This window comes from Paenibacillus sp. FSL L8-0333, from assembly GCF_037965665.1.
Lineage (GTDB): Bacteria > Bacillota > Bacilli > Paenibacillales > Paenibacillaceae > Paenibacillus_AQ > Paenibacillus_AQ odorifer.
Window position 1 is genome coordinate 1 of sequence record NZ_CP150186.1, and the last position, 24,319, is coordinate 24,319.

16 protein-coding genes and 3 rRNA genes are annotated in these 24,319 nt (G+C 45.7%); 18 read left to right on the forward strand and 1 reads right to left on the reverse strand.

The features are described 5' to 3' along the window. From dnaA to gyrB, 6 genes are all read left to right on the forward strand, one after another. The gene (dnaA, locus tag NYE72_RS00005) at positions 1-1,347 is read left to right on the forward strand and encodes a chromosomal replication initiator protein DnaA (RefSeq protein ID WP_036677741.1); all 1,347 of its coding nucleotides are present in this window, start codon (positions 1-3) and stop codon (positions 1,345-1,347) included. A gap of 197 nt (positions 1,348-1,544) precedes the next feature. Next, positions 1,545-2,687: a DNA polymerase III subunit beta gene (gene dnaN, locus NYE72_RS00010; RefSeq protein WP_036677739.1), complete on the forward strand. Its 1,143-nt coding sequence runs from the start codon at positions 1,545-1,547 to the stop codon at positions 2,685-2,687. A gap of 48 nt (positions 2,688-2,735) precedes the next feature. Next, positions 2,736-2,963 (forward strand): S4 domain-containing protein YaaA, encoded by a 228-nt coding sequence (gene yaaA, locus NYE72_RS00015; RefSeq protein WP_036677736.1) that lies wholly within the window; start codon positions 2,736-2,738, stop codon positions 2,961-2,963. 23 nt (positions 2,964-2,986) lie between these two features. Then, positions 2,987-4,105: a DNA replication/repair protein RecF gene (recF, locus tag NYE72_RS00020; RefSeq protein WP_036677733.1), complete on the forward strand. Its 1,119-nt coding sequence runs from the start codon at positions 2,987-2,989 to the stop codon at positions 4,103-4,105. 17 nt (positions 4,106-4,122) lie between these two features. Then, complete coding sequence (locus NYE72_RS00025) at positions 4,123-4,371, forward strand: extracellular matrix/biofilm biosynthesis regulator RemA family protein (protein WP_036677731.1); 249 nt, start codon at positions 4,123-4,125, stop codon at positions 4,369-4,371. A 47-nt stretch (positions 4,372-4,418) separates the two neighbouring features. Next, complete coding sequence (gene gyrB / locus NYE72_RS00030; RefSeq protein WP_036677726.1) at positions 4,419-6,329, forward strand: DNA topoisomerase (ATP-hydrolyzing) subunit B; 1,911 nt, start codon at positions 4,419-4,421, stop codon at positions 6,327-6,329. Between the two features lie 80 nt (positions 6,330-6,409). On the opposite strand, the gene NYE72_RS00035 is transcribed toward gyrB, so the two are convergent. Continuing rightward, a complete protein-coding gene (locus NYE72_RS00035) occupies positions 6,410-7,285 on the reverse strand; it encodes a YheC/YheD family protein (RefSeq protein WP_076282221.1) in 876 nt (291 codons plus the stop codon). 356 nt (positions 7,286-7,641) lie between these two features. On the opposite strand from NYE72_RS00035, the gene gyrA reads away from it, so the two are divergent. From gyrA to NYE72_RS00095, 12 genes are all read left to right on the forward strand, one after another. Next, a complete protein-coding gene (gene gyrA, locus NYE72_RS00040) occupies positions 7,642-10,206 on the forward strand; it encodes a DNA gyrase subunit A (RefSeq protein WP_036677722.1) in 2,565 nt (854 codons plus the stop codon). A 256-nt stretch (positions 10,207-10,462) separates the two neighbouring features. Next, on the forward strand, positions 10,463-11,560 hold the full coding sequence (locus tag NYE72_RS00045; protein ID WP_038567989.1) for an HD-GYP domain-containing protein: 1,098 nt from the start codon (positions 10,463-10,465) through the stop codon (positions 11,558-11,560). Positions 11,561-11,940: 380 nt separating this feature from the next. Continuing rightward, positions 11,941-13,498, forward strand: a 16S ribosomal RNA gene (locus NYE72_RS00050). A gap of 232 nt (positions 13,499-13,730) precedes the next feature. Further along, positions 13,731-16,657, forward strand: a 23S ribosomal RNA gene (locus NYE72_RS00055). 129 nt (positions 16,658-16,786) lie between these two features. Then, positions 16,787-16,903: ribosomal RNA gene (gene rrf, locus NYE72_RS00060) — 5S ribosomal RNA — on the forward strand. The 16S, 23S and 5S rRNA genes sit together here, the layout of an rRNA operon. Before the next feature lie 154 nt (positions 16,904-17,057). Further along, entirely contained in the window at positions 17,058-18,674 is a 1,617-nt protein-coding gene (locus NYE72_RS00065) for an ABC transporter substrate-binding protein (protein WP_076101044.1), read from the forward strand. Beyond that, positions 18,671-19,660 (forward strand): ABC transporter permease, encoded by a 990-nt coding sequence (locus NYE72_RS00070; protein ID WP_063829812.1) that lies wholly within the window; start codon positions 18,671-18,673, stop codon positions 19,658-19,660. Before NYE72_RS00065 ends, NYE72_RS00070 begins: the two co-directional genes overlap by 4 nt. Further along, positions 19,657-20,523 (forward strand): ABC transporter permease, encoded by an 867-nt coding sequence (locus NYE72_RS00075; RefSeq protein WP_094903843.1) that lies wholly within the window; start codon positions 19,657-19,659, stop codon positions 20,521-20,523. The genes NYE72_RS00070 and NYE72_RS00075 overlap by 4 nt, the downstream gene beginning before the upstream one ends. Next, positions 20,523-21,287 (forward strand): ABC transporter ATP-binding protein, encoded by a 765-nt coding sequence (locus NYE72_RS00080; protein ID WP_076101046.1) that lies wholly within the window; start codon positions 20,523-20,525, stop codon positions 21,285-21,287. Before NYE72_RS00075 ends, NYE72_RS00080 begins: the two co-directional genes overlap by 1 nt. Continuing rightward, positions 21,278-22,027 carry an ATP-binding cassette domain-containing protein gene (locus NYE72_RS00085; RefSeq protein ID WP_076101048.1) on the forward strand — a complete coding sequence of 250 codons (750 nt, stop codon included), beginning with the start codon at positions 21,278-21,280 and terminating at the stop codon, positions 22,025-22,027. Before NYE72_RS00080 ends, NYE72_RS00085 begins: the two co-directional genes overlap by 10 nt. A 21-nt stretch (positions 22,028-22,048) precedes the next feature. Beyond that, on the forward strand, positions 22,049-23,107 hold the full coding sequence (locus tag NYE72_RS00090) for an aminotransferase class V-fold PLP-dependent enzyme (protein WP_076101049.1): 1,059 nt from the start codon (positions 22,049-22,051) through the stop codon (positions 23,105-23,107). 2 nt (positions 23,108-23,109) lie between these two features. After that, a complete protein-coding gene (locus NYE72_RS00095; protein ID WP_076101051.1) occupies positions 23,110-24,261 on the forward strand; it encodes an amidohydrolase family protein in 1,152 nt (383 codons plus the stop codon). Positions 24,262-24,319 lie beyond the last annotated feature (58 nt).

Consider the following 24,319-nt stretch of genomic DNA (forward strand, 5'->3'; position numbering starts at 1 on the left):
GTGGACAGCCATACTTCCGAATTATGGCAACAAATTTTATCGATTATTCAAACCAAATTAAGCAAGCCGAGCTTTGATACCTGGTTTAAGGCTACTAAAGCGATAACCTTCAACTCCCAGGTTCTCATTATCTCGGCACCTACAACGTTTGCTGTAGAATGGCTGGAAAGTCGTTACACCAAACTGGTAGGAGCAACCGTCTACGAAGTCACAGGGAAACAAGTGGATGTAAAATTCGTGATTGAAGAAAGCAAGCCGCCTGAGCTTGTGGTTCAGCAATCCGCTCCGACTCCCGTAGTATCAAGAGAAGAAGCACAAACGCATCTGCTTAATCCAAAGTACACTTTTGACACCTTTGTAATCGGCTCTGGGAACCGCTTTGCGCATGCAGCCTCACTGGCAGTGGCCGAAGCACCAGCCAAAGCATACAATCCCTTGTTTTTATACGGTGGAGTAGGTCTGGGCAAAACCCATTTGATGCACGCAATTGGGCACTATGTCCTGGAACATAACCCAAATAACAAGGTAATTTACATCTCGTCTGAGAAATTCACGAATGAATTTATCAATTCGATCCGTGATAACCGCGGTGAAAGCTTCCGTAACAAGTATCGTAATGTTGACATTTTGCTTATCGACGACATTCAATTCCTCGCTGGAAAAGAGTCTACACAGGAGGAGTTTTTCCATACTTTCAATGCGCTCCACGAAGAACGCAAGCAAATTATCATCTCCAGCGACCGACCACCAAAGGAAATTCCCACACTGGAAGAACGGCTGCGTTCCCGGTTCGAATGGGGCTTGATTACGGATATTCAACCACCAGATCTGGAGACCCGGATTGCGATTTTACGCAAAAAGGCTAAGGCAGAGAACCTTGATATCCCTAATGAGGCCATGATGTATATTGCCAACCAGATTGACACCAATATTCGTGAGCTTGAGGGTGCATTAATCCGGGTAGTTGCTTATTCTTCGCTTACCAACCAGGATGTAACCACTCATTTGGCAGCTGAAGCGCTCAAGGATATTATTCCTTCCAGTCGTCCCAAGATGATCACCATCGCTGATATTCAGCAAAAAGTCGGAGAATACTACAATTTGCGCCTTGAAGACTTCAAAGCACGCAAAAGAACCAAGGCCGTAGCGTTTCCACGTCAAATCGCAATGTATCTATCCCGTGAACTAACGGATTATTCACTGCCTAAGATTGGTGAGGCTTTCGGAGGACGTGACCATACGACCGTCATTCATGCGCACGATAAAATTACACAGGCATTAAAGGTCGATCAGGAGTTGTACAAAGTGGTAAATAATCTTGCGGAGAAAATTAAAAATCCTTCCTAAGAGGAACAAAGAGCCTATACACAATCTATACACATGTGGGTAGGCTTAATTTTATGCTGTTTGGTGGGGTTATCCACATATTCGTCGCCCCTACTACTAATACTATTAAATAACTATAATAATTCATCATGTAAAGACGCGTAATTAACAGACTCAAATCCATCGAAATTCCCAATTTTTCAGCTAGGAGTGAAATCATGAAAATAAGCATTCTTAAAAATGAGCTCAACGAATCCATTCAACACGTATCCAAAGCTATATCCAGCAGAACAACAATCCCTATTTTGACCGGTATTAAACTGGAAGTTAGCCATCAAGGCGTCACATTAACTGCAAGTGATACCGATATTTCTATTCAATCGTTTATTCCAGCAGAGAATGACAGCCACACCATCGTGAAGATAGATCAGCCAGGAAGTGTTGTTCTTCCCGCTAAATTTTTCGTCGAGATTATTAAGAAGCTGCCCTCCAAAGAAATCCACATGGAAGTAAAAGAAGGATTCCAAACGTACATTTCTTCCGGATCCACTGAGATTCAGATGGTAGGTTTAGACCCTGAAGAATTCCCAGTGTTGCCGAGCATTGAAGAGAATGACACGATCTCTCTACCAGGTGATTTGCTGAAAAATATGATTAAACAAACAGCCTTTTCTATTTCTACCCAAGAGACAACTCCGATATTAACGGGTATACTATGGAATCTGAGCGACAATGAGTTTAAGTTTACAGCGACTGACCGTCACCGCTTGGCAACAAGAGCTGCTAAACTTGAAGGCACGGAAAATGTCAATTTCGGAAATATTGTTATTGCCGGTAAAACCCTTAATGAGCTCAGCAAAATTATCCCTGACCAAAATATGCTGGTTGATATTGTCGTTGCGGATAATCAAGTTCTCTTCAAAATCGACAAAGTACTGTTTTATTCACGGATCCTTGATGGGATTTATCCTGATACTTCTAGAATTATTCCAACAACCTACAAAACAGAACTAACTTTAGATACAAAAAAATTAAGCGAATCGATTGATCGTGCTTATTTGCTGTCCCGGGAAGAGAAAACAAATATTGTTCGTATGCAGACGCTTGATCAAGGCGGTATTGAAATTTCTTCAAGCTCATCAGAGCTGGGTAAAGTTCGCGAGGAACTTGAAGTCATTGATTTCAAAGGTGAACCTCTCAAAATATCTTTCAACTCGAAATATATGCTTGATGTATTAAAGGTCATAGAGAGTGAGCAGCTCGTTATTGCATTTACAGGGATGATGAGTCCGATCATTTTGAAACCACTTGACCAAACCAATAGCTTGTATATCATTTTGCCTTACCGTACAACAAATTAATGCCAACATTCATGAACATGTGGATAAGTGGCTGAAAGGATAAAAACCATGAAAAAAATACTTATCCACAGTGGATACATTAAGCTGGACCAATTTCTGAAACTCGCAGATTGTGTATCCACAGGTGGAATGGCCAAAGCTTTATTGCAGGAAGGTCACGTATTGGTCAACGGAGAAGTAGAGGAACGGCGCGGCAGAAAACTTTATCCGGGTGACAAAATTGAAGTGCAGGATAACGGGACCTTTGAGGTTGAAGGCGGAGGAGTAAAAGAGTAGTACGCTAGGGGAGGAACCATTTCGTGTTTGTTAAAAATATCGGTCTGCAGCATTATCGGAATTACGGGCTGCTGCGTCTGGAGAGCCTGGGCGATGTGAATCTGATTCTGGGTCAGAACGCCCAAGGCAAAACAAACCTCATGGAGGCATTGTTCGTCCTGGCGATGACCAAAAGCCACCGTACCTCTAAGGACCGCGAACTTATCTCCTTCGATGCCCCCGGAGATGCAGCTCAGATCGTTGCCGAGGTAGAACGAAAGTATGGCGATCTCAAGCTGGAGCTCACCCTATCTGCCAAAGGTAAAAAAGCCAAGATCAATGGCTTGGAGCAGCGGCGCCTTAGTGAGTTTGTTGGATCTCTGAATGTGGTCATGTTTGCACCGGAAGATTTAGAGATTGTAAAAGGGACCCCTGGTATCAGACGGCGTTTTCTTGATATGGAGATCGGCCAAGTCCAGCCTAGTTATCTATTTCACCTACAGCAGTATCAAAAAATTCTCTTGCAAAGAGGCAATCTCTTAAAGCAATTATGGGGAAAAGAGGCTGCAGGGAAAGAGCTTCTGGAAATCTGGGATGCTCAACTTGTAGAGCATGGTGTTAAAATCGTCAAAAAAAGGAAACAATTCATAAAGAAGCTGCAAATATGGGCTGAAAGCATTCACCGGGGGATTACGAACGGCGGAGAAGAACTGAAATTGCTCTATGTCCCCTCTTTCGGCGATCGGGATGAGGAAGATGAAGCTGTCTTATTAGACAATTTTATGTTAAAGTTATCACAAACGAGAGAACAAGAAATCAGGCGCGGCATGACGCTGACGGGTCCCCATCGGGATGACCTGTCCTTTTTTATCAACGGAAGGGAAGCTCAGGTCTACGGTTCTCAAGGACAGCAGCGTACCACGGCTTTATCGCTTAAGCTGGCGGAAATCGAGCTGATCCATGAGGAAATCGGAGAATATCCTGTGCTGCTTCTTGATGATGTTTTATCCGAGCTTGATCCTTACCGCCAGACCCAGCTTATTGAAACCTTTCAAAGCAAGGTACAGACATTCATTACCGCTACCGGAATTGAGGGTCTAAATGCCGATAAATTAAAGGGCGCCAGCCTATTTCATGTTCATGATGGAAAAGTTGAGTTATAAAAGAGCGGAGGACGATCATGTATATTCATTTGGGCGGGGAGAAGATCATTAGGTCTTCGGAGTTAATTGCTATATTTGATATTTCGATTGAGAAATCTTCCAAGGTATCTAAGCAATTCGTTATTCACTCTGAGCAGGATAAGAAGCTTGAGCGGATTGGCGAAGAGGAAGCAAAATCTATTGTCGTAACTAAAAATATCGTGTATTACTCCCCCATTTCCTCCTCCACTCTTAAAAAAAGAGCCAAAATTTTGCTCGAAATATAACTTGCATTTGGTAACAAAGAGATAATCAGAAAGAAGTAGGTGAAGGCATGTCAATGAATCAACCGACATATGATGAGAGCCAGATTCAGGTACTGGAAGGGCTGGAAGCGGTTCGGAAACGTCCGGGCATGTATATTGGTTCGACTAGTTCTAAAGGTCTCCATCACTTGGTATGGGAGGTCGTCGATAATAGTATCGATGAGGCACTCGCAGGTTATTGTGACCGGATTCAAGTGATTATACATGAGGATAACGCGATCACTGTTATCGATAATGGACGTGGCATACCTGTAGGTGAGAATGTAAAGCTTAAGAAGTCGACGCTTGAAGTCGTAATGACCGTGCTGCATGCAGGCGGTAAATTCGGCGGTGGCGGATATAAAGTTTCCGGTGGTTTGCATGGTGTGGGTATCTCTGTAGTAAATGCCTTGTCTGAAAAGGTCCTTGTTAAGGTCAAACGTGACGGTCATATCTACCAACAGGAATATAGACGCGGTGCACCGCAGTATGATATCAAAATTGTTGGCGATTCAGATGAGACAGGAACGACTACAACCTTTCATCCGGATCCTGAAATATTTACGGAAACCACAGTTTTTGAATATTCGACACTGCTTACTCGTATTCGGGAGCTAGCTTTTCTTAACAAAGGAATCGAGCTTTCGCTTCATGATGAGCGGACGGATGTCACCAACGTGTTCAAATACGAGGGTGGTATCGTTGAATATGTGAAATATTTGAATGAGAAAAAAGAAGCACTACATGAGGATCCGATCTACGTGGAAGGCTCACGCGATATGATCCAAGTTGAAGTGGCTCTCCAATATAACGATTCGTATACTGAGAACATCTACTCTTTTGCGAATAATATTAATACGCATGAGGGCGGAACGCATGAATCCGGCTTTAAAAGTGCGCTGACCCGTATCATCAACGATTATGCTCGTAAAGCGGGAGTACTGAAGGATAGCAATTCGAATCTGACTGGTGATGACGTGCGTGAAGGATTGACAGCCATTATTTCTGTCAAAATTCCAGATCCACAATTCGAAGGTCAAACGAAAACTAAGCTCGGAAATAGTGAAGTACGGGGTATCGTAGAATCACTGTTCGGAGAGAAATTACAAGAGTTCCTGGAAGAAAACCCAGCAGTATCACGTCGCGTTCTTGAGAAGTCACTTTCCGCTTCACGCGCACGAGAAGCTGCCCGTAAGGCACGTGAGTTAACCCGTCGGAAGAGTGCGCTTGAAGTCAGTGCTCTGCCTGGTAAACTCGCCGACTGTTCATCCAAGGATGCCTCGATCAGCGAACTATACATCGTCGAAGGTGACTCAGCGGGTGGATCGGCTAAGCAAGGCCGGGATCGCCATTTCCAAGCGATTCTACCGTTGCGTGGTAAGATCCTAAACGTTGAAAAAGCTCGGCTTGACCGTATTTTATCTAACGCCGAGATTCGCGCCATCATTACGGCTTTGGGCACAGGGATCAGCGATGACTTTGACTTATCGAAGGCTCGCTACCATAAAGTCGTTATTATGACCGATGCCGACGTCGATGGAGCCCATATTAGAACGCTATTATTAACGTTCTTCTATCGTTACATGCGGAAGCTAGTAGACGCGGGTTATATCTATATTGCACAGCCTCCTCTCTTTAAGATTGAGCGCAATAAGGTTATCCGCTACGCAGGCAGCGAGAAGGAACGCGATGATATTATCGCTTCTTTTGGAGAAAATGCTAAGGTTAACGTCCAACGTTACAAAGGTTTGGGAGAGATGAATGCAACCCAACTTTGGGACACAACGATGGACCCTGAGACCCGTATGATGCTCCAGGTTACGATTGAAGATGCGATGCTGGCAGATAGTATTTTTGATACACTTATGGGTGACAATGTTGAACCAAGACGTGACTTTATCCATGAGCATGCCAAGAACGTTAGATACCTTGATGTGTAAGAACAATATTTAATACAACCTCCGGCTTCTATTCCTAACGGAATGAGAACGCTGGAGGTTCTTTGATTTCAAGCTTCTTTTTAGGCTCTTGTAGATTGTTTATTGCGGGTCGAATAAGGGGATTTTCTTGCTTTTACACGTCCATAGGCTACGGCATAGCGATGTATTTTACGATAGATTGATTTATCAGGAAATAATTTGAATACAGCAATGGACGGAAGAGTGTTGACTTCCAGCAGCCACATATCCAGATGTTGATCCATGGCAATATCCAGACCAATCTCTTTGATTCCTGGATAGGCAGATTGAAGCTGTGTCGCGATTTGTATACCCAAAGCTTTTAAGTGATTGATCGTAACTAGGACTTCAGAGGGCGGCATATAATTTTTTAGTAGAGTACTTACGGAAAGGATACTGCCTCCACTGTGATAATTGGTGACGATTTTTTGAGGGGCAGCTACTCTTCCAAGCATTCCTGTTGTTTCCCATACTCCTGATGGAGTCTTTTGGGTAAGAACCCGAAGATCAAAAGGGCGGTCTTGATGACGCAGAAGGTCAATCCCTTTTTGAATCAAATAGGTTCGATTCTGAATTCGTTTCTGTAAGTTCTCATACAGCTCTTCTGGTGAGAAAAACACTTCCGCAGTCTTCCCATATCTTAAAATATACAAGATCTGTTCTTCGGGCTCTTCTTTATTGACGTTATCGAGGTCGGTACCGTGTTCAGCTTTCTGTTTGCTAGTGCTAAGAGTTACAGTACGCTGCTCAGCTCTCATTACACCGATACCATAACTTCCTCGATCAGGCTTAATATAGACCATTGTATATAACGCAAGCATTTCCTTAAGAGCATTGACATCGAATTTACGGGTATCAGGCACATATTGCAATAGAGAGTGATTTTGAAGGATGACTTTCGTTTTAGCCCATTTGCTTGGGACGCGTTGAATCTTCATTATCTTCCTCCTTATGAGTTTTGTGCAGGAATAGGTCCTTTGGGTTCCTTGTTGTAAAAAATGCAGTGGCAGCATAATCTTTGACAGCTGAAAATCAGGACAAGCTACCTAAACAATGGTATAATATAAGGATATGGGGTTATGCCTTATCGAACGATATTAGGATAATAAAACCGTGTTTCTTGTCTTTACAGTCTATGTAGTAAAGATATTTGCGGAAAGGGCAAATACCCTGATAAGCGCAAAAAGAAATCAATATTAGAAGATAAAAGGCTATCATGTTTAATTGTGCTACTTTTGTGAAAGTAATATAATTAAGGGTAGCGGTTTTTTAACTGAAGGAGGTCCAGCAACTCATGGCTGAACAAAATAACCCACAAGTCAAAGATCGGGACATTGGCGTGGAAATGCGTGAATCCTTTATGGATTACGCAATGAGCATCATTGTTAGCCGGGCTTTGCCAGATGTGCGGGACGGACTCAAGCCGGTTCACCGACGCATTTTGTTTGCGATGTCGGAGCTTGGAATGTCTGCGGATAAGCCTCATAAGAAATCTGCAAGAATCGTCGGTGAGGTTATCGGTAAGTACCACCCTCACGGTGACTCAGCTGTCTATGAAACAATGGTACGGATGGCTCAGGATTTCTCGATGCGCTATATGCTTGTAGACGGTCACGGGAACTTTGGTTCGATTGATGGTGATATGGCCGCGGCGATGCGGTACACAGAAGCCCGTCTTTCCAAGATTGCAGGCGAAATGCTTCGTGATTTGAACAAAGAGACAGTTGACTTCGCACCCAACTATGATGGTGAAGAGAATGAGCCGGTTGTACTGCCAGCCCGTTATCCGAATCTGCTCGTAAATGGGGTATCTGGTATTGCTGTAGGTATGGCTACTAATATTCCACCGCATAACCTTGGTGAAGTTATCGATGGTGTGCAGGCGATGATTAAGAATCCTGATATCACGCCAATGGAATTGATGGAGTTTATCCAAGGTCCGGATTTCCCTACGGCTGGATATATTTTGGGTCGTGAGGGCATTCGTCAGGCTTATCGTACGGGGCGTGGTTCAGTAACCATGCGTGCGAAGGCAACGATCGAAGAGAACAACGGCAAGGCTCGCATCATTGTGCATGAGCTTCCATATCAGGTTAACAAAGCAAGATTGGTTGAGAAAATCGCAGAATTAGTACGTGAGAAACGGATCGAAGGTATAACGGATCTTCGAGATGAGTCTGACCGTAACGGTATGCGTGTAGTTGTTGAGATGAGACGCGATGTTAATCCAAATGTAGTATTAAACAATCTATATAAACATACTTCTATGCAATCCACATTTGGGATCAACATGCTTGCCATCGTAAATAACGAGCCGAAAATTCTTAATCTGCGTGATGTGCTTTATCATTATTTGCAGCACCAGATTGAAGTTATTCGTCGTCGTACTATATTTGATCTTAAAAAAGCTGAAGCACGCGCTCATATCTTAGAAGGTTTGCGCATTGCGCTTGATCATCTGGATGAAGTGATTGCGTTAATCCGTGCTTCGCGGACAACTGATATAGCCCGCGAAGGATTAATGAGCACCTTTAGCCTCAGTTTAGAGCAGGCTCAGGCTATCCTCGATATGCGGATGCAACGTCTGACCGGTCTGGAACGGGAAAAGATCGAGAATGAATATAACGAATTGATCGTTAAAATTGCAGAGTACCGTGAAATTCTGGCTAACGAGCATCTTGTACTGGAAATCATCAGCAACGAGCTGCAGGATATCCGTGATAGATATTCTGATGAACGCCGGACAGAGATTACGGTTGGTGAAGAAAGTATCCTGGATGAAGACCTTATTCCACGTGAAGAGGTTGTTATCACTATTACACATACAGGATATATCAAACGTCTACCTGTCAGCACCTACCGCAGTCAGAAGCGTGGTGGTCGCGGAGTCATGGGGATGGACACCAAGGACCAGGATTTTGTGGAGCATCTCTTCGTGAGTAACTCTCATAACTATCTGATGTTCTTTACCGATAAGGGTAAAGTTTACCGGATTAAAGCTTATGAGATCCCAGAATTGGGCCGTACAGCCCGGGGGACGCCAATCATCAACCTGATTCAAATCGAACAAGGTGAGAAGATTAGTGCGGTAATCCAAGTGGAAGATGGCGATAGCGACAAATATTTGTTCTTTGCTACCCGCGAGGGTATCGTGAAGAAGACGCCTCTTGGGGATTATAACAACATCCGTAAAGGCGGTCTTATTGCTATTAATCTTCGTGAAGAAGATTCCCTGATCGAGGTTAAGCTGACTGATGGACAGCAAAATCTCATTATCGGTACAGCTCGCGGAATGTCGATTACGTTCTCAGAGAATGATGTGCGTTCTATGGGACGTAGCGCGACTGGCGTTAAGGGGATTACGCTTGACGGTAATGACCATGTCATTGGTATGGACTGTGTCGATAAGGAACTTGAGGTTCTGATTGTTACTACCAAGGGTTATGGTAAACGGACACCAGCCGGTGATTATCGTTCCCAGACTCGTGGCGGTAAAGGGATCAAGACCATTAATCTCACCGATAAGAATGGTCCTGTAGTGGGTCTTAAGGTCGTTAAGAAGGATGAAGACTTAATGATCATTACGACTAGCGGCACCCTGATTCGTACCAGCATGGATGGAATTTCTACTATGGGCCGTTATGCTCAAGGGGTTAAGCTGATTAACATCCGTGAGGATGACGCAGTAGCTACCCTGTGTAGAGCTGACAAGAACGAAGAGGATGAATCTGAGGAAGTGGAAGGTCTGGAAGGCTTGGAAGGGCAAGAAGGCCTGGATGGGCAAGATACAGTCGAGGAATCTGGCGATATTGATCAGCCTGAGATCCTGACTGAGGACGAAGACACTGACTTAGAATAGGTTGAATTCAAAAAAGAGCAAGGGCTTCTATTCCAGAAGTTCTTGCTCTTTTTGCTGCTTTTTGAATGACCGATGCTTCAAAAAATAAAATAAATATTTTGAAAGAATAGTTTTCACTGCACTAGTGTCTTCCATTTATCCGTACTATAATTAGCCAATAGAATCCTATAAAGTACTAATTTCTCAGAAATTATCTGTCTTATCAATGTGAGGTAATGCTGGGTGTACGGCTTATAGAAATAAAGGGGCTGAGTATATGCCAAATATATTGGTTGGAGAAGTTAAAGCAGGCTCAAAGATAATAAAGGATGTAATTACACCTTTAGGGGGGACTTTATTCACTAAGGGAAAAATATTGCTCCCTCGTGATCTAGATATTTTACAGGCTTTTTTGATTGGGCAAGTGGAAATCGAAGGTGACCAAGGTGAGGCGAGTTCGGATGGAGCCAAAACAACAGCTAAGCAAGCTTCCCCTAAAGCTGGAGCTATTATCAACGAATCGATGTTGGCCAAGACTAATTCTCCTCTACATGATGAATACGATAAACTGCTCACTCTTATTAAGAACAGCTATCGATCGGTAACGGCAGCCTCACTACCTATTTTTGAGCTGCGCAGTCAGTTAGAGACACTAATAGGTTATTTAAAGGATTATCATGTCTTGAAGTTTACACCGCGTACTTTAAAATATGAGGATTACAACTATCATAATGCTGTGTTGTCCGCGTTGACCTCCTATAAAATCGCTCAGTGGTGTGGGTACCCACAAAAGGATTGGATGCAGATTGCTTTTGCGGGATTATTACATGATATCGGCAATGCAAAAGTAGACAGCTCACTTTTACAGAAACCGGAGTCGCTTAACAATAGTGAAATAGAAGAGGTTCGCCGACACACTACATATGGTTATCAATTATTACGCAATGTTACAGCGATTAATGAAGGGGTAAGACTTGCCGCCTTGCAGCATCATGAGAAGGTTGATGGCTCTGGTTATCCATTGAAGCTTGATGGCAGTCAGATTCATTTCTACGCTAAAGTAGTCGCAGTAGCAGATATATTCCATGCTATGACCTTAGAAAGAGCCTACAGAAGAGCACAGTCTCCTTATTTGGTACTAGAGCAGATTCTGACAGAAAGCTTCGGTAAGCTTGACCCAGTGATTGTGCAGACGTTTATACAGAAGAGCACTGATCTCTTTAATGGCACTAGAATCAAATTAAGTGATGGCCGTCATGGGGAGATTATCTTCACTGATCGCGCAAACCCTACACGTCCGATGGTTAAAATTGAAGATACGATAGTTAACTTGATGTTGGAACGTGAATTGTATATTCAAGAGATCATTGCTTAGGGTGTAGTTACAAGGGAATAAGGCTGTGCTAGCCATTATATATCGCAGTATTGAGGCTTATGGCAGCACAGTCTCTCATTTATCTATTATATTTCAAAAAAACTCTTGCAATGCTTCTCTATACATGATATATTCTAAGTCCGGCCAAGAAATACACATGCCGAGCTCGAAAAAGAAATTAAAAAAAGAGCTTGACATTAAATAGCCGAACATGATATAGTATAAGAGTTGCTGCTGAGACATTAAACGGCGCCAACGAGAACTTGATCTTTGAAAACTGAACAACGAGTGAGTAGGAAATCGCGCAAGTGATATCCAAAATTAGAGAATTAATTTTCTCGTCAGATGTTTCAAAATGAGCATATCGCTCTTTTCAATACTAATTGGAGAGTTTGATCCTGGCTCAGGACGAACGCTGGCGGCGTGCCTAATACATGCAAGTCGAGCGGAGTTATTTTGAAAGCTTGCTTTCAAAATAACTTAGCGGCGGACGGGTGAGTAACACGTAGGCAACCTGCCCTTCAGACTGGGATAACTACCGGAAACGGTAGCTAATACCGGATAATTTCTTTTTTCTCCTGAGAGAAGAATGAAAGACGGAGCAATCTGTCACTGAGGGATGGGCCTGCGGCGCATTAGCTAGTTGGTGGGGTAACGGCCCACCAAGGCGACGATGCGTAGCCGACCTGAGAGGGTGAACGGCCACACTGGGACTGAGACACGGCCCAGACTCCTACGGGAGGCAGCAGTAGGGAATCTTCCGCAATGGGCGAAAGCCTGACGGAGCAACGCCGCGTGAGTGATGAAGGTTTTCGGATCGTAAAGCTCTGTTGCCAGGGAAGAACGTCCGGTAGAGTAACTGCTATCGGAGTGACGGTACCTGAGAAGAAAGCCCCGGCTAACTACGTGCCAGCAGCCGCGGTAATACGTAGGGGGCAAGCGTTGTCCGGAATTATTGGGCGTAAAGCGCGCGCAGGCGGCTATTTAAGTCTGGTGTTTAAACCTTGGGCTCAACCTGAGGTCGCACTGGAAACTGGGTGGCTTGAGTACAGAAGAGGAAAGTGGAATTCCACGTGTAGCGGTGAAATGCGTAGATATGTGGAGGAACACCAGTGGCGAAGGCGACTTTCTGGGCTGTAACTGACGCTGAGGCGCGAAAGCGTGGGGAGCAAACAGGATTAGATACCCTGGTAGTCCACGCCGTAAACGATGAGTGCTAGGTGTTAGGGGTTTCGATACCCTTGGTGCCGAAGTTAACACAGTAAGCACTCCGCCTGGGGAGTACGGTCGCAAGACTGAAACTCAAAGGAATTGACGGGGACCCGCACAAGCAGTGGAGTATGTGGTTTAATTCGAAGCAACGCGAAGAACCTTACCAGGTCTTGACATCCCTCTGAATCTGCTAGAGATAGCAGCGGCCTTCGGGACAGAGGAGACAGGTGGTGCATGGTTGTCGTCAGCTCGTGTCGTGAGATGTTGGGTTAAGTCCCGCAACGAGCGCAACCCTTAACTTTAGTTGCCAGCAGGTAATGCTGGGCACTCTAGAGTGACTGCCGGTGACAAACCGGAGGAAGGTGGGGATGACGTCAAATCATCATGCCCCTTATGACCTGGGCTACACACGTACTACAATGGCCGGTACAACGGGAAGCGAAGCCGCGAGGTGGAGCCAATCCCATCAAAGCCGGTCTCAGTTCGGATTGCAGGCTGCAACTCGCCTGCATGAAGTCGGAATTGCTAGTAATCGCGGATCAGCATGCCGCGGTGAATACGTTCCCGGGTCTTGTACACACCGCCCGTCACACCACGAGAGTTTACAACACCCGAAGTCGGTGGGGTAACCCGCAAGGGAGCCAGCCGCCGAAGGTGGGGTAGATGATTGGGGTGAAGTCGTAACAAGGTAGCCGTATCGGAAGGTGCGGCTGGATCACCTCCTTTCTATGGAGAATCGTCTTCTGCAATGAAGACATTCAAATCGGAAGCTCAGCTTCCAAAACTCAGGTTTAGGCCTGTTACTCACTCGTTGCTCAGTTTTGAGAGTTTAAGCTCTCAAGTAAGACTTGATCCTTGAAAACTGGATACCGAAACGAATTTGCGTTTTAGAACATCTTTTAGCAACTTGTGCAAACAAGTAAATGTTATTAGTGAGATTTTTCTTCGGAAGAATCAAGGTTAAGCTAATAAGAGCACACGGAGGATGCCTAGGCGCCAGGAGCCGACGAAGGACGTGGCGAACAACGAAACTGCCTCGGGGAGCTGTAAGCAAGCTTTGATCCGGGGGTGTCCGAATGGGGAAACCCAGCTGTGGTAATTCGCAGTTACTCATTTCTGAATACATAGGAAATGTAGAGGCAGACCAGGGGAACTGAAACATCTAAGTACCCTGAGGAAGAGAAAACAATAGTGATTCCGTCAGTAGCGGCGAGCGAACGCGGAACAGCCTAAACCAAGGGGCTTGCCTCTTGGGGTTGTGGGACGTCTCACATGGAGTTACAAAGGAATATGGTAGGTGAAGAGGTCTGGAAAGGCCCGCGATAGAGGTAAAAGCCCTGTAACCTAAACTGTGTTCTCTCCGAGACGGATCCCGAGTAGTGCGGGGCACGTGAAACCCCGTATGAATCCAGCAGGACCATCTGCTAAGGCTAAATACTACCTGGCGACCGATAGTGAAACAGTACCGTGAGGGAAAGGTGAAAAGCACCCCGGAAGGGGAGTGAAATAGAACCTGAAACCGTGTGCTTACAAAAAGTCAGAGCCCGATCTATGGGTGATGGCGTGCCTTTTGTAGAATGAACCGGCGAGTTACGTTTAACATGCAAGGTTAAGCCGAGAAGGTGGAGCCGCAGCGAAAGCGAGTCTGAATAGGGCGAATTAGTATGTGGACGTAGACCCGAAACCGTGTGATCTACCCCTGTCCAGGGTGAAGGTGCGGTAACACGCACTGGAGGCCCGAACCCACGTACGTTGAAAAGTGCGGGGATGAGGTGGGGGTAGCGGAGAAATTCCAATCGAACTCGGAGATAGCTGGTTCTCCCCGAAATAGCTTTAGGGCTAGCCTCGGTATAAGAGTAGTGGAGGTAGAGCACTGATTGGGTGCGGGGTCCGCAAGGATTACCAAGCTCAGTCAAACTCCGAATGCCATATACTTATTGCCGGGAGTCAGACAGTGAGTGCTAAGATCCATTGTCAAAAGGGAAACAGCCCAGACCATCAGCTAAGGTCCCCAAGTGTGTGTTAAGTGGGAAAGGATGTGGAGTTGCACAGACAACCAGGATGTTGGCTTAGAAGCAGCCACCATTGAAAGAGTGCGTAATAGCTCACTGGTCGAGTGACTCTGCGCCGAAAATGTAACGGGGCTAAACACACCACCGAAGCTATGGCTAGATACGTATGTATCTGGGGTAGGGGAGCGTTGTGTAGGGGTTGAAGGTGTACTGAAAAGAGCGCTGGACACTACACAAGTGAGAATGCCGGTATGAGTAACGAAAAGATCAGTGAGAATCTGATCCGCCGAAAGCCCAAGGTTTCCTGAGGAAGGCTCGTCCGCTCAGGGTAAGTCGGGACCTAAGGCGAGGCCGAAAGGCGTAGTCGAAGGACAACAGTTTGAAATTACTGTACCACCGTAATCCGCTATGAGCGATGGGGTGACGCAGGAGGGTAGTGACGCGGACTGATGGATGTCCGTCTAAGCAGTGAGGCTGATGTGTAGGCAAATCCGCACATCGTTAAGGCTAGGCTGTGATGGGGAGCGAAAATTATAGTAGCGAAGGTCATGATCTCACACTGCCAAGAAAAGCCTCTAGCCAGGAGAAGGTGCCCGTACCGCAAACCGACACAGGTAGGCGAGAAGAGAATTCTAAGGCGCGCGGAAGAACTCTCGTTAAGGAACTCGGCAAAATGACCCCGTAACTTCGGGAGAAGGGGTGCCCCGGTAGTGTGAATAGCACGAGGGGGCCGCAGTGAAAAGGCCCAAGCGACTGTTTAGCAAAAACACAGGTCTGTGCGAAGCCGCAAGGCGAAGTATACGGGCTGACGCCTGCCCGGTGCTGGAAGGTTAAGGGGAGTGGTTAGGGGTAACCCGAAGCTATGAACCGAAGCCCCAGTAAACGGCGGCCGTAACTATAACGGTCCTAAGGTAGCGAAATTCCTTGTCAGGTAAATTCTGACCCGCACGAATGGCGTAACGACTTGGGCGCTGTCTCAACGAGAGATCCGGTGAAATTTTAATACCTGTGAAGATGCAGGTTACCCGCGACAAGACGGAAAGACCCCATGGAGCTTTACTGCAGCTTGATATTGAATTTGGGTACGATCTGTACAGGATAGGTGGGAGCCGTAGAAATCGGAGCGCAAGCTTCGGTGGAGGCGCCGTTGGGATACCACCCTGATCGTATCTAGGTTCTAACCTAGTGCCCTTATCGGGTACGGGGACCGTGTCAGGCGGGCAGTTTGACTGGGGCGGTCGCCTCCTAAAGAGTAACGGAGGCGTTCCAAGGTTCCCTCAGAATGGTTGGAAATCATTCGCAGAGTGCAAAGGCATAAGGGAGCTTGACTGCGAGACCTACAAGTCGAGCAGGGACGAAAGTCGGACTTAGTGATCCGGTGGTACCGCATGGAAGGGCCATCGCTCAACGGATAAAAGCTACCCTGGGGATAACAGGCTTATCTCCCCCAAGAGTCCACATCGACGGGGAGGTTTGGCACCTCGATGTCGGCTCATCGCATCCTGGGGCTGAAGTAGGTCCCAAGGGTTGGGCTGTTCGCCCATTAAAGCGGTACGCGAGCTGGGTTCAGAACGTCGTGAGACAGTTCGGTCCCTATCTGTCGTGGGCGCAGGAAATTTGAGAGGAGCTGTCCTTAGTACGAGAGGACCGGGATGGACGTACCGCTGGTGCACCAGTTGTTCCGCCAGGAGCATGGCTGGGTAGCTACGTACGGACGGGATAAGCGCTGAAAGCATCTAAGCGTGAAGCCCCCCTCAAGATGAGATTTCCCAATTAGTAAGACCCCTTGAAGACGACGAGGTAGATAGGTTGGAGGTGGAAGTGCAGCAATGCATGGAGCTGACCAATACTAATCGGTCGAGGGCTTATCCTATACTTAGAATGCAGATTCGTTTCGGATTCAGTTTTCAGGCGATTAAGCCTGTAATACGCTTAGAAATTCATTCTCACTGCTGGTGATGAACCGAATTTCACGCGGCAGCGTCTGTTTCACAGACGCATGTTTGGTGGCGATAGCGGAGGGGTTCCACGCGTACCCATCCCGAACACGACCGTTAAGCCCTCCAGCGCCGATGGTACTTGGACCGAAGGGTCCTGGGAGAGTAGGACGTTGCCAAGCACGCAAGACCACTGTTGAGTAATCAACAGTGGTCTTTTTGTTATGTATATTTACTTTAGGATTGTTGCAAATTAAATTATGTTTGACAGACTACAGTGTTTAACCCATAATACAATTCATACTAAACATATAAGAATTATAGGGGGAGCAAATTATGTCATACTTTAGTGTATCTATTAAGAAACCGATTCTGTTGGGGGCAATAGCAGTTTTGCTATTGATGTTAATTGCAGGGTGCTCGGGGTCTAATAATAAGGCTGATTCAAATAAAGAGGCACAGGAAAGTGCGAGTCCGGCAACTCAAAGTCCTCAAACTGCAGAGCCTGCAACGGGAGGGACTTTCGTCTATGGACGACCTGCTTCTGTAACTTCGCTGGATTTGCATAATCAGATTACGTCCAACAATGCTTTTGCAATCGACAAAGTCTTTGAATCATTAGTCGCTTTTGACAGCGAAGGTGAAATTGTAGATTGGCTTGCTAAGTCACATACTATCAGTGAAGATGGTCTGACGTATACATTCGAGCTTCGTGATGGTTTGAAGTTTTCAAATGGTACGGATGTGACTGCAGAAGATGCTGTTTTCTCTCTTGAGCGGCACTTGAAGGTAGGCGGCCCGCTGGCAATATCTGCAAAGGTCGACACAATCAAAGCGCAAGATAACAAAACGCTTGTTATTACACTTAAAGAGCCTTATACACCATTTATCTCGGAGCTATCTAATTTCTCAAATGGTATCCTTCCTAACAATTTCGGTGGAGTATCCGAAGAAGAATTCTTCAAGAAACCAATCGGTACGGGACCTTTTGTTGTTGAAACATGGGACACTGCAGGTGATCTGACCTTCACTAAGAATACATTCTACTGGCAAGAAGGTAAACCCTATATTGATAAGCTTGTTTATAAGCTGATTGAAGATGACAGCCAAGCGATTAACCAGCTGAAGGCTGGAGAAGTTAATGCTATTGAATCTTTGGCTCTGCAAAATGCCAATGAGATTAAAGATGGGGCTGACACTAAAGTAGTTACTAACGGTAGTTGGGTGACAGAGCAATTGTTCTTTAATACGTTGGATGAACATTTTTCTGATGTGCATGTCCGTCGCGCTCTGGCGCTGGCGCTTGATCGTGAGGGCTTGACCAAGGCGCTAACCTTTGGTTATGCACAAACAGCAAACTCATTGCTGCCAACAACGATTCCTTATAACGCAAATGATACAATCAAAGCACTGAACTTTAATATCGAAGCAGCCAAGGAGGAGCTTGCAAAATCTGCCTTCCCTAATGGCTTCACTACCAAATTACTTGTAGCATCCGGTAATAGCACAAGAGCTCAAGAGGCACAAATTATTCAGGCAGCGGGTCAAACGATCGGGATTAAGATTGAGATTGAATCGATTGAACTTGCCACTTTCCGTGAACGTTTCTTCGCATATGATTTTGCGGCAATGCTGAACAGCGGTCAGGCGGATTCCCCTGAAGCGAACTCAATTATTGCTTTCCAAACTGATCCGGAAGGCTTCAGCAAATCATATTGGACGCATTATACAAATAATGAAGTTACGAAGCTTCTATATGAGGGACAAAAAACTGCGGATGGCGATGAACGTGCACAAATCTATACTAAGCTGCTGCAGACCCTTGCTGATGAAGTTCCGTATATTCCGCTTTACTATCCAGATGTTTTAAAAGGTATTCGTTCTTCAGTTGACGGTCTCGTTGTTCTACCGAACGGCAGTGCCCGTTTCGAAGATGTCCGCATCAGCCAATGATGAATCTTAAGCAGGCGTTAAATCAACCGAAAGGAAGCAAGGGTTCTTATAACTGGCTTGTGATATCTCTTATAAAAGCATTGGCAGTGATCTTCTGTGTAATGATAGCAGTCTTTTTCATCATTCGAATCGTGCCGGGAGATCCAGCAAAAATGATTTTGGGAGAATACAGCACCCCTGAGGCGCTCAAGAGTATGCATCATACTCTTGGGCTGGACCTCCCTTTATGGGAGCAATTCATCCGATTTGTGAAGACGCTGTTTACTCGAGGAGATACTGGAAACTCCATTATTATGGGTACATCAACAAGAGAGTTGATTACACAACGGGCCCCTGTTACTTTGCTGCTCATCGTGATGGCTTGTGTGTTGGCGATTTTTGTATCTCTTCTGCTCGCTACGGTAGCCGCTACGCATAAGGATAAACTGCTGGACCATTTGATACGTATTTTTCCTACAATTACTCTAGGTATGCCAATCTTTTGGGTTGGCTTACTTTTAATTTTGCTCTTTAGTGTCCGGCTTGGCTGGTTCCCTGTTGGGGGAGTAAGTGAAGGGTGGGTCGGAACCTTGCATAGTCTTGCACTTCCAGCAATCACTGTTGCTTTTTCACAGGTTCCTACGCTTGTTCGTTCATTAAGAGCGCAGATGCTTGAAGTGTTAGAATCGGATTTTGTAGTCACCCTTAAGGCTGCGGGCATACCAAACAGGGTTATTTTATTTAAACATGTGCTGCGCAACTCTGCTCTTCCTACGCTAATGCTGCTGGGTGTGAATATTTCTTATTTAATCGGAGGCACCTTGGTCGTTGAGCAGGTATTTGGAATTAAGGGAATTGGCAGCTTATTGTTCACTTCAATTTCGAAACGGGACTTTCCGGTTATTCAAGGAATAGCACTTTACTGTGCGCTATCTGTTGTGATCATCAGTCTCTTGATTGAAATCATTTCCTGGTGGCTTGATCCCAGAACGAAAGGAAAACAATGAAAACTATAAGACTAGACTCGCGATTGTATGAAGACGGTAAGATAACAAGCGGCTTAAAGCGAATATGGAATACCCCTTCACTTCTAGTGGGAATTATTATGTTTGCAGCTCTTATTCTCTTGACTGTGTTTATACCTTATATAAGTCCTTATGACCCTTCTGAGCAAAATTTGAGTGCCTTTTTACAGCCTCCGTCAGGCGAACATTGGTTGGGAACTGATCAATTAGGGCGTGATCTGTTTACCAGACTGATTTATGCAGCGAGGACTGATTTGAAAATCATGGTCTTGGCAGAAATCATTCCCTTTTGCACAGGTGTATTTCTAGGAATGCTGGCAGGATATTACGGCAAATGGATCGATACAGTTATTACGCTGTTGTCAGATACATTCATCGCCTTTCCTTTTTATCTGATCGTTATTATCGTTGCTTTTGCTAGTGGAGCAGGAGAACGGGGCATTTATATTACTTTTATCTTTGTAGGATGGATTGTCTTTGCCCGTGTCGTCAGAGGTCTTAGTGCTTCTTTTCGCAATCAGGAATGGGTGGCATCCGCTCAAACCTTAGGGCTACCTGGAGTGAAAATTATTTTACGTCATCTCCTGCCTAATGTACTTCCGCAAGCCGTGGTCGTCCTTATGACAGATATGATTGGATTGCTTGTTGCCATTGTTACGCTCGGGTATCTTGGTATCGGCATTACACCGCCAACTCCTGACTGGGGGACAATGATTTCAGATGGACAGCCCTTCATCACTACAGCTTGGTGGCTCTCGGCCGTGCCGGGATTTGCAGTGGTGTATACGGGGATAGCTTTGTCGCTCCTAGGTGATGGTTTGGCAGACATATGGAGGAAAAAATAATGTCTATACAACCCATTTTAGAAATAGAGGCGCTATCGCTGGCAGCTAAGTCAAATGACAGATTGGTCAATAATGTTAGTTTTTCGCTGGGTAAAGGGGAGAGTCTGGGATTAGTAGGTGAATCGGGATCAGGAAAATCGCTTACGCTGCGTGCAATTTTAGGCTTGCTTCCAAATGGTGTTGAACAGACTGGTGGCACCATTAAAAGTGCCGTAAGCAGTGCAATGGTATTTCAAGATCCAAGAGGTGCGCTTGATCCGCTCTGTACGGTTGTCAAACAACTGGCTGAAGTTGTGTATTACAGACAGAGAGTAAGCCGTAAGACCTCGCGGGTAATTGCACTGGAACTGCTCGAAAGGCTTGGTCTCCCCGATTCATTGAAGAAAAAGGACCGGTATCCGAGTCAGCTGTCAGGCGGTCAGTGTCAACGGGTAGTCATCGCTCTGGCACTGGCGTGCAAGCCAGGCATACTTCTCTGTGATGAACCGACAACGGCGCTGGACGTCACGGTTCAACGGCAAATTATTGAGACGATCACGAGCCTCCAGCATGAGCTCAGTTTTGCCATGGTATTTGTTACGCATAACCTAGCGATTGCAGCAAACTTGTGTTCACGGCTATGTGTAATGAAACAGGGACAGATTGTTGAGCAGGGCAATACCCTTGATATTTTGCAAAATCCGAAAGACCCTTACACACAGATGCTGATTGATTCGGTGCTTCCTTTGCCAGAGCTTGAAGGGAGTAGAGACTCATGGAATTAGCCTTGCAAATAAAAGATTTAACTGTTCATTATGGCGGCTTTACTGCACTGGATCGTATCAATCTGAATCTTGAGCAGCACACCACCCTTGGGCTTGTTGGAGAATCCGGATCAGGGAAATCTACGCTGGCGCGAGTAATTGCTGGACTGATTGCCCCAAATGAGGGGCAGATTCTGTTGGGTACCCAAGAATTAAAAAAGAAAAGAAGCCGTGAGCAGCACAAAACAATCCAGATGATATTCCAAAATCCAGATGCTTCGCTAAATCCTAAACATTCGATTAGGCAAATTCTTTCCGAGCCCTTATTGTTTCATAAAATAGTGGGGCGTACAGGTGTTGAACAAAGATGCAAAGAGCTTTTGAATCAAGTTCATTTAGAACAGAAGGTCTTAGACAAATTCCCACATGAATTTTCCGGCGGCCAGCGTCAACGGATAGCGATCGCTCGTGCATTAAGTGTTGAGCCAAACATCCTGATCGCGGATGAACCTACAAGTGCGTTGGATGTATCTGTGCAGCTTAGTGTGCTCGAACTGTTTAATACGCTGAAGGCTGAGCTTAATCTCACCATGCTTTTTATTTCTCATGATCTAGGTGTAATCAATGCAATTAGTGATACGGTAGCAGTTATGCGGCAAGGAAAGCTCGTGGAGCAGAGTCCGCGGGACCAATTCTTCATCCGTCCTAAACATGAATACAGTTATGAGCTGTTGTCAGCGGTTCCGAAAATGCCAAAATAAAGTACATCAGGAGGTTTTCTTATGAACCGAGAACATAAAGGATACGTGCCACTTTCACTGGCTGAGTACAATAAGCTAACACATTTAATTTCCAAAGTTTTGTTTACTGAGCACCCTCCAGTTATCATCCCGGCTGAGGCAATCCTTGGAATCGAGGCGGTAGCCACCGGAATAGCTGCACCTGGTCGAACCATTGTAAATATAGTAACAGGTCCCTATGGAAGTTTATTTGGAAAATGGCTTGAGCGGGGTGGAGCAACGGTTGTTGAAGTGAAGGTTCCTTTTGATGAAGTGGTCACTAGCGACCAAGTTGCTTCCGCGATTAAGGAGTTTAAACCCTGTGCCCTTTCTTTTGTTCAAGCTGAAGTGGTTACTGGAGGCTCTAATCCTGCTAAAGAAATATTTAAAATTGCAAAAGAGTTCAATCTTATTACTGTGTCGGACTCCGTATCTGCGGTTGGGGGAGAGGCCCTGCTGGTGGATGAATGGTCCGTTGATTTTGCAGTTATAGGTGCGCAAAAAGCCTTAGCTGGACCCAACGGTGTTAGTGCCGTAAGTATTTCTCCACGTGGCTGGGAATTTCTTGAGTCGAATGAAAATGCTCCACGCAATTCTATTTTATCCTTGCTGGATCTGAAACCATCACTGGGAGACGCCGCGCCACTGCGGGTTGCCCCAAACATTCCTACGCTGGAGGCTAGAGCCTTGATTCAAGCTTTGACACGAATTGAAGAAGAAGGATTGGATCAAGTAATCAAACGCCATGAGCGAGCCGCAGCAGCTGCTGTAGCTGGTATTAAATCCTTGGGGCTTGAGCCTTGGCAAAAGGACAGCAGACATTATTCTACGCTGACTACAACGGTGCGGATTTCTGGAAAGCAAGAGTTGCGGATTGAGCAGCCTATAGGCATTGTGGCTCCCGGAGACGGAGAATTATTTGGCCATCTTCTACGGATCAACCATTTTGGAACGAATGCTGAGCGGCAAAGTGTGGAGAAGGCTATATCCACGCTTGCCGAACTGTTGAAACAAGACCCTGTTCAGGCATTAGCAGCTGTTCGGCTGGCATGGGGGGAATGAAGATGATCCTTAAGCATCCAGAGCTGCAAACGTTCAATGATATTTTTATAGCAGGTATCGAAGGCAGACGTTTTGATGTCGTGATAAAGGATGGTCGTTTTTCATCCATTACTGAAGCGGAGCCCCATCAAGTGGAGTCAAATCTTGCAGGAACAGATCTGTGGCTAAGTCCGGGTATTATTGATCTTCATACGCATTTAGCTTGGACAGATTTTGACCACTCTGATCAATTGAAGCGCGATGCCAACCAAATCGAAATTATGCAGGCACAAGCTTTTGAAGCTACTCTTAGGACGGGTGTAACGACTGCCCGTGATGCAGGTGGGATTCTGCCGAGCACTGTGCAGCATCTTGTTCAGCAATATCAACATCCATTAAGAGTGCAGACCAGTAGCGATATGATTGGAGCAGCAGATGCCCGTGGTCTCAAGCATTTAGAACAACGAATGGCGGAAATCTTTGCTACAGGAGCGGGTTGGATAAAAATCATGGCCACAGGCGGGCTTGGAGCACCTACCGAGAAAGTCGTTGACCCGATCTTTTCCGAAGAAGAGCTCGCGTTCATTGTTCGTAATGCACATGCCCATGATAAGAAGGTACTGGTTCATACCTGGGGTGGAGTGACGATAGACTGGTCCATCCAGGCCGGCGTGGAATCAATAGAGCATGGGATGTTTTTAACTGAGGATCAGGCAGGAAGACTTGCTAACTCGGGGGTAGCGTTTGTGCCCACCACATCAATTTATCGTATTGCTGCAGACCCAAAAGGCGTTCTAGCGTTAAACCCGATCATTTGCGACCGAGCTGCCCGCGCTGCCGAATGTCATTCCAAGGCCATTCATTATGCAAAAAGAGAAGGCGTTCGTATTGGATTCGGTACAGATTATGCCACACCTGCACTACATGGCTATAACCTTCAAGAACTGGATACATTGATTGATTATGGCTTAACTCGGAGAGAAGCGTGGCAGGCTGCGACTAAAAGTGCTGCTGATATTCTGGGGAGCGGTAACGAGCTGGGGCAAATTGCAGAAGGTTTTATTGCAGATGCTGTTGTTTTCAAAGTGGATCCATACGAAGCGCACGATGCAGATGCCCTTCGAAACAATATCGTTGCCGTAATTACTGGAGCGAAGGAAGCGGAATTAATCTAGAATCCTCTAAGCTTCTTCTAAAAACAACTGTCATCTTCTGCAGTTGTTTTTTTACTTT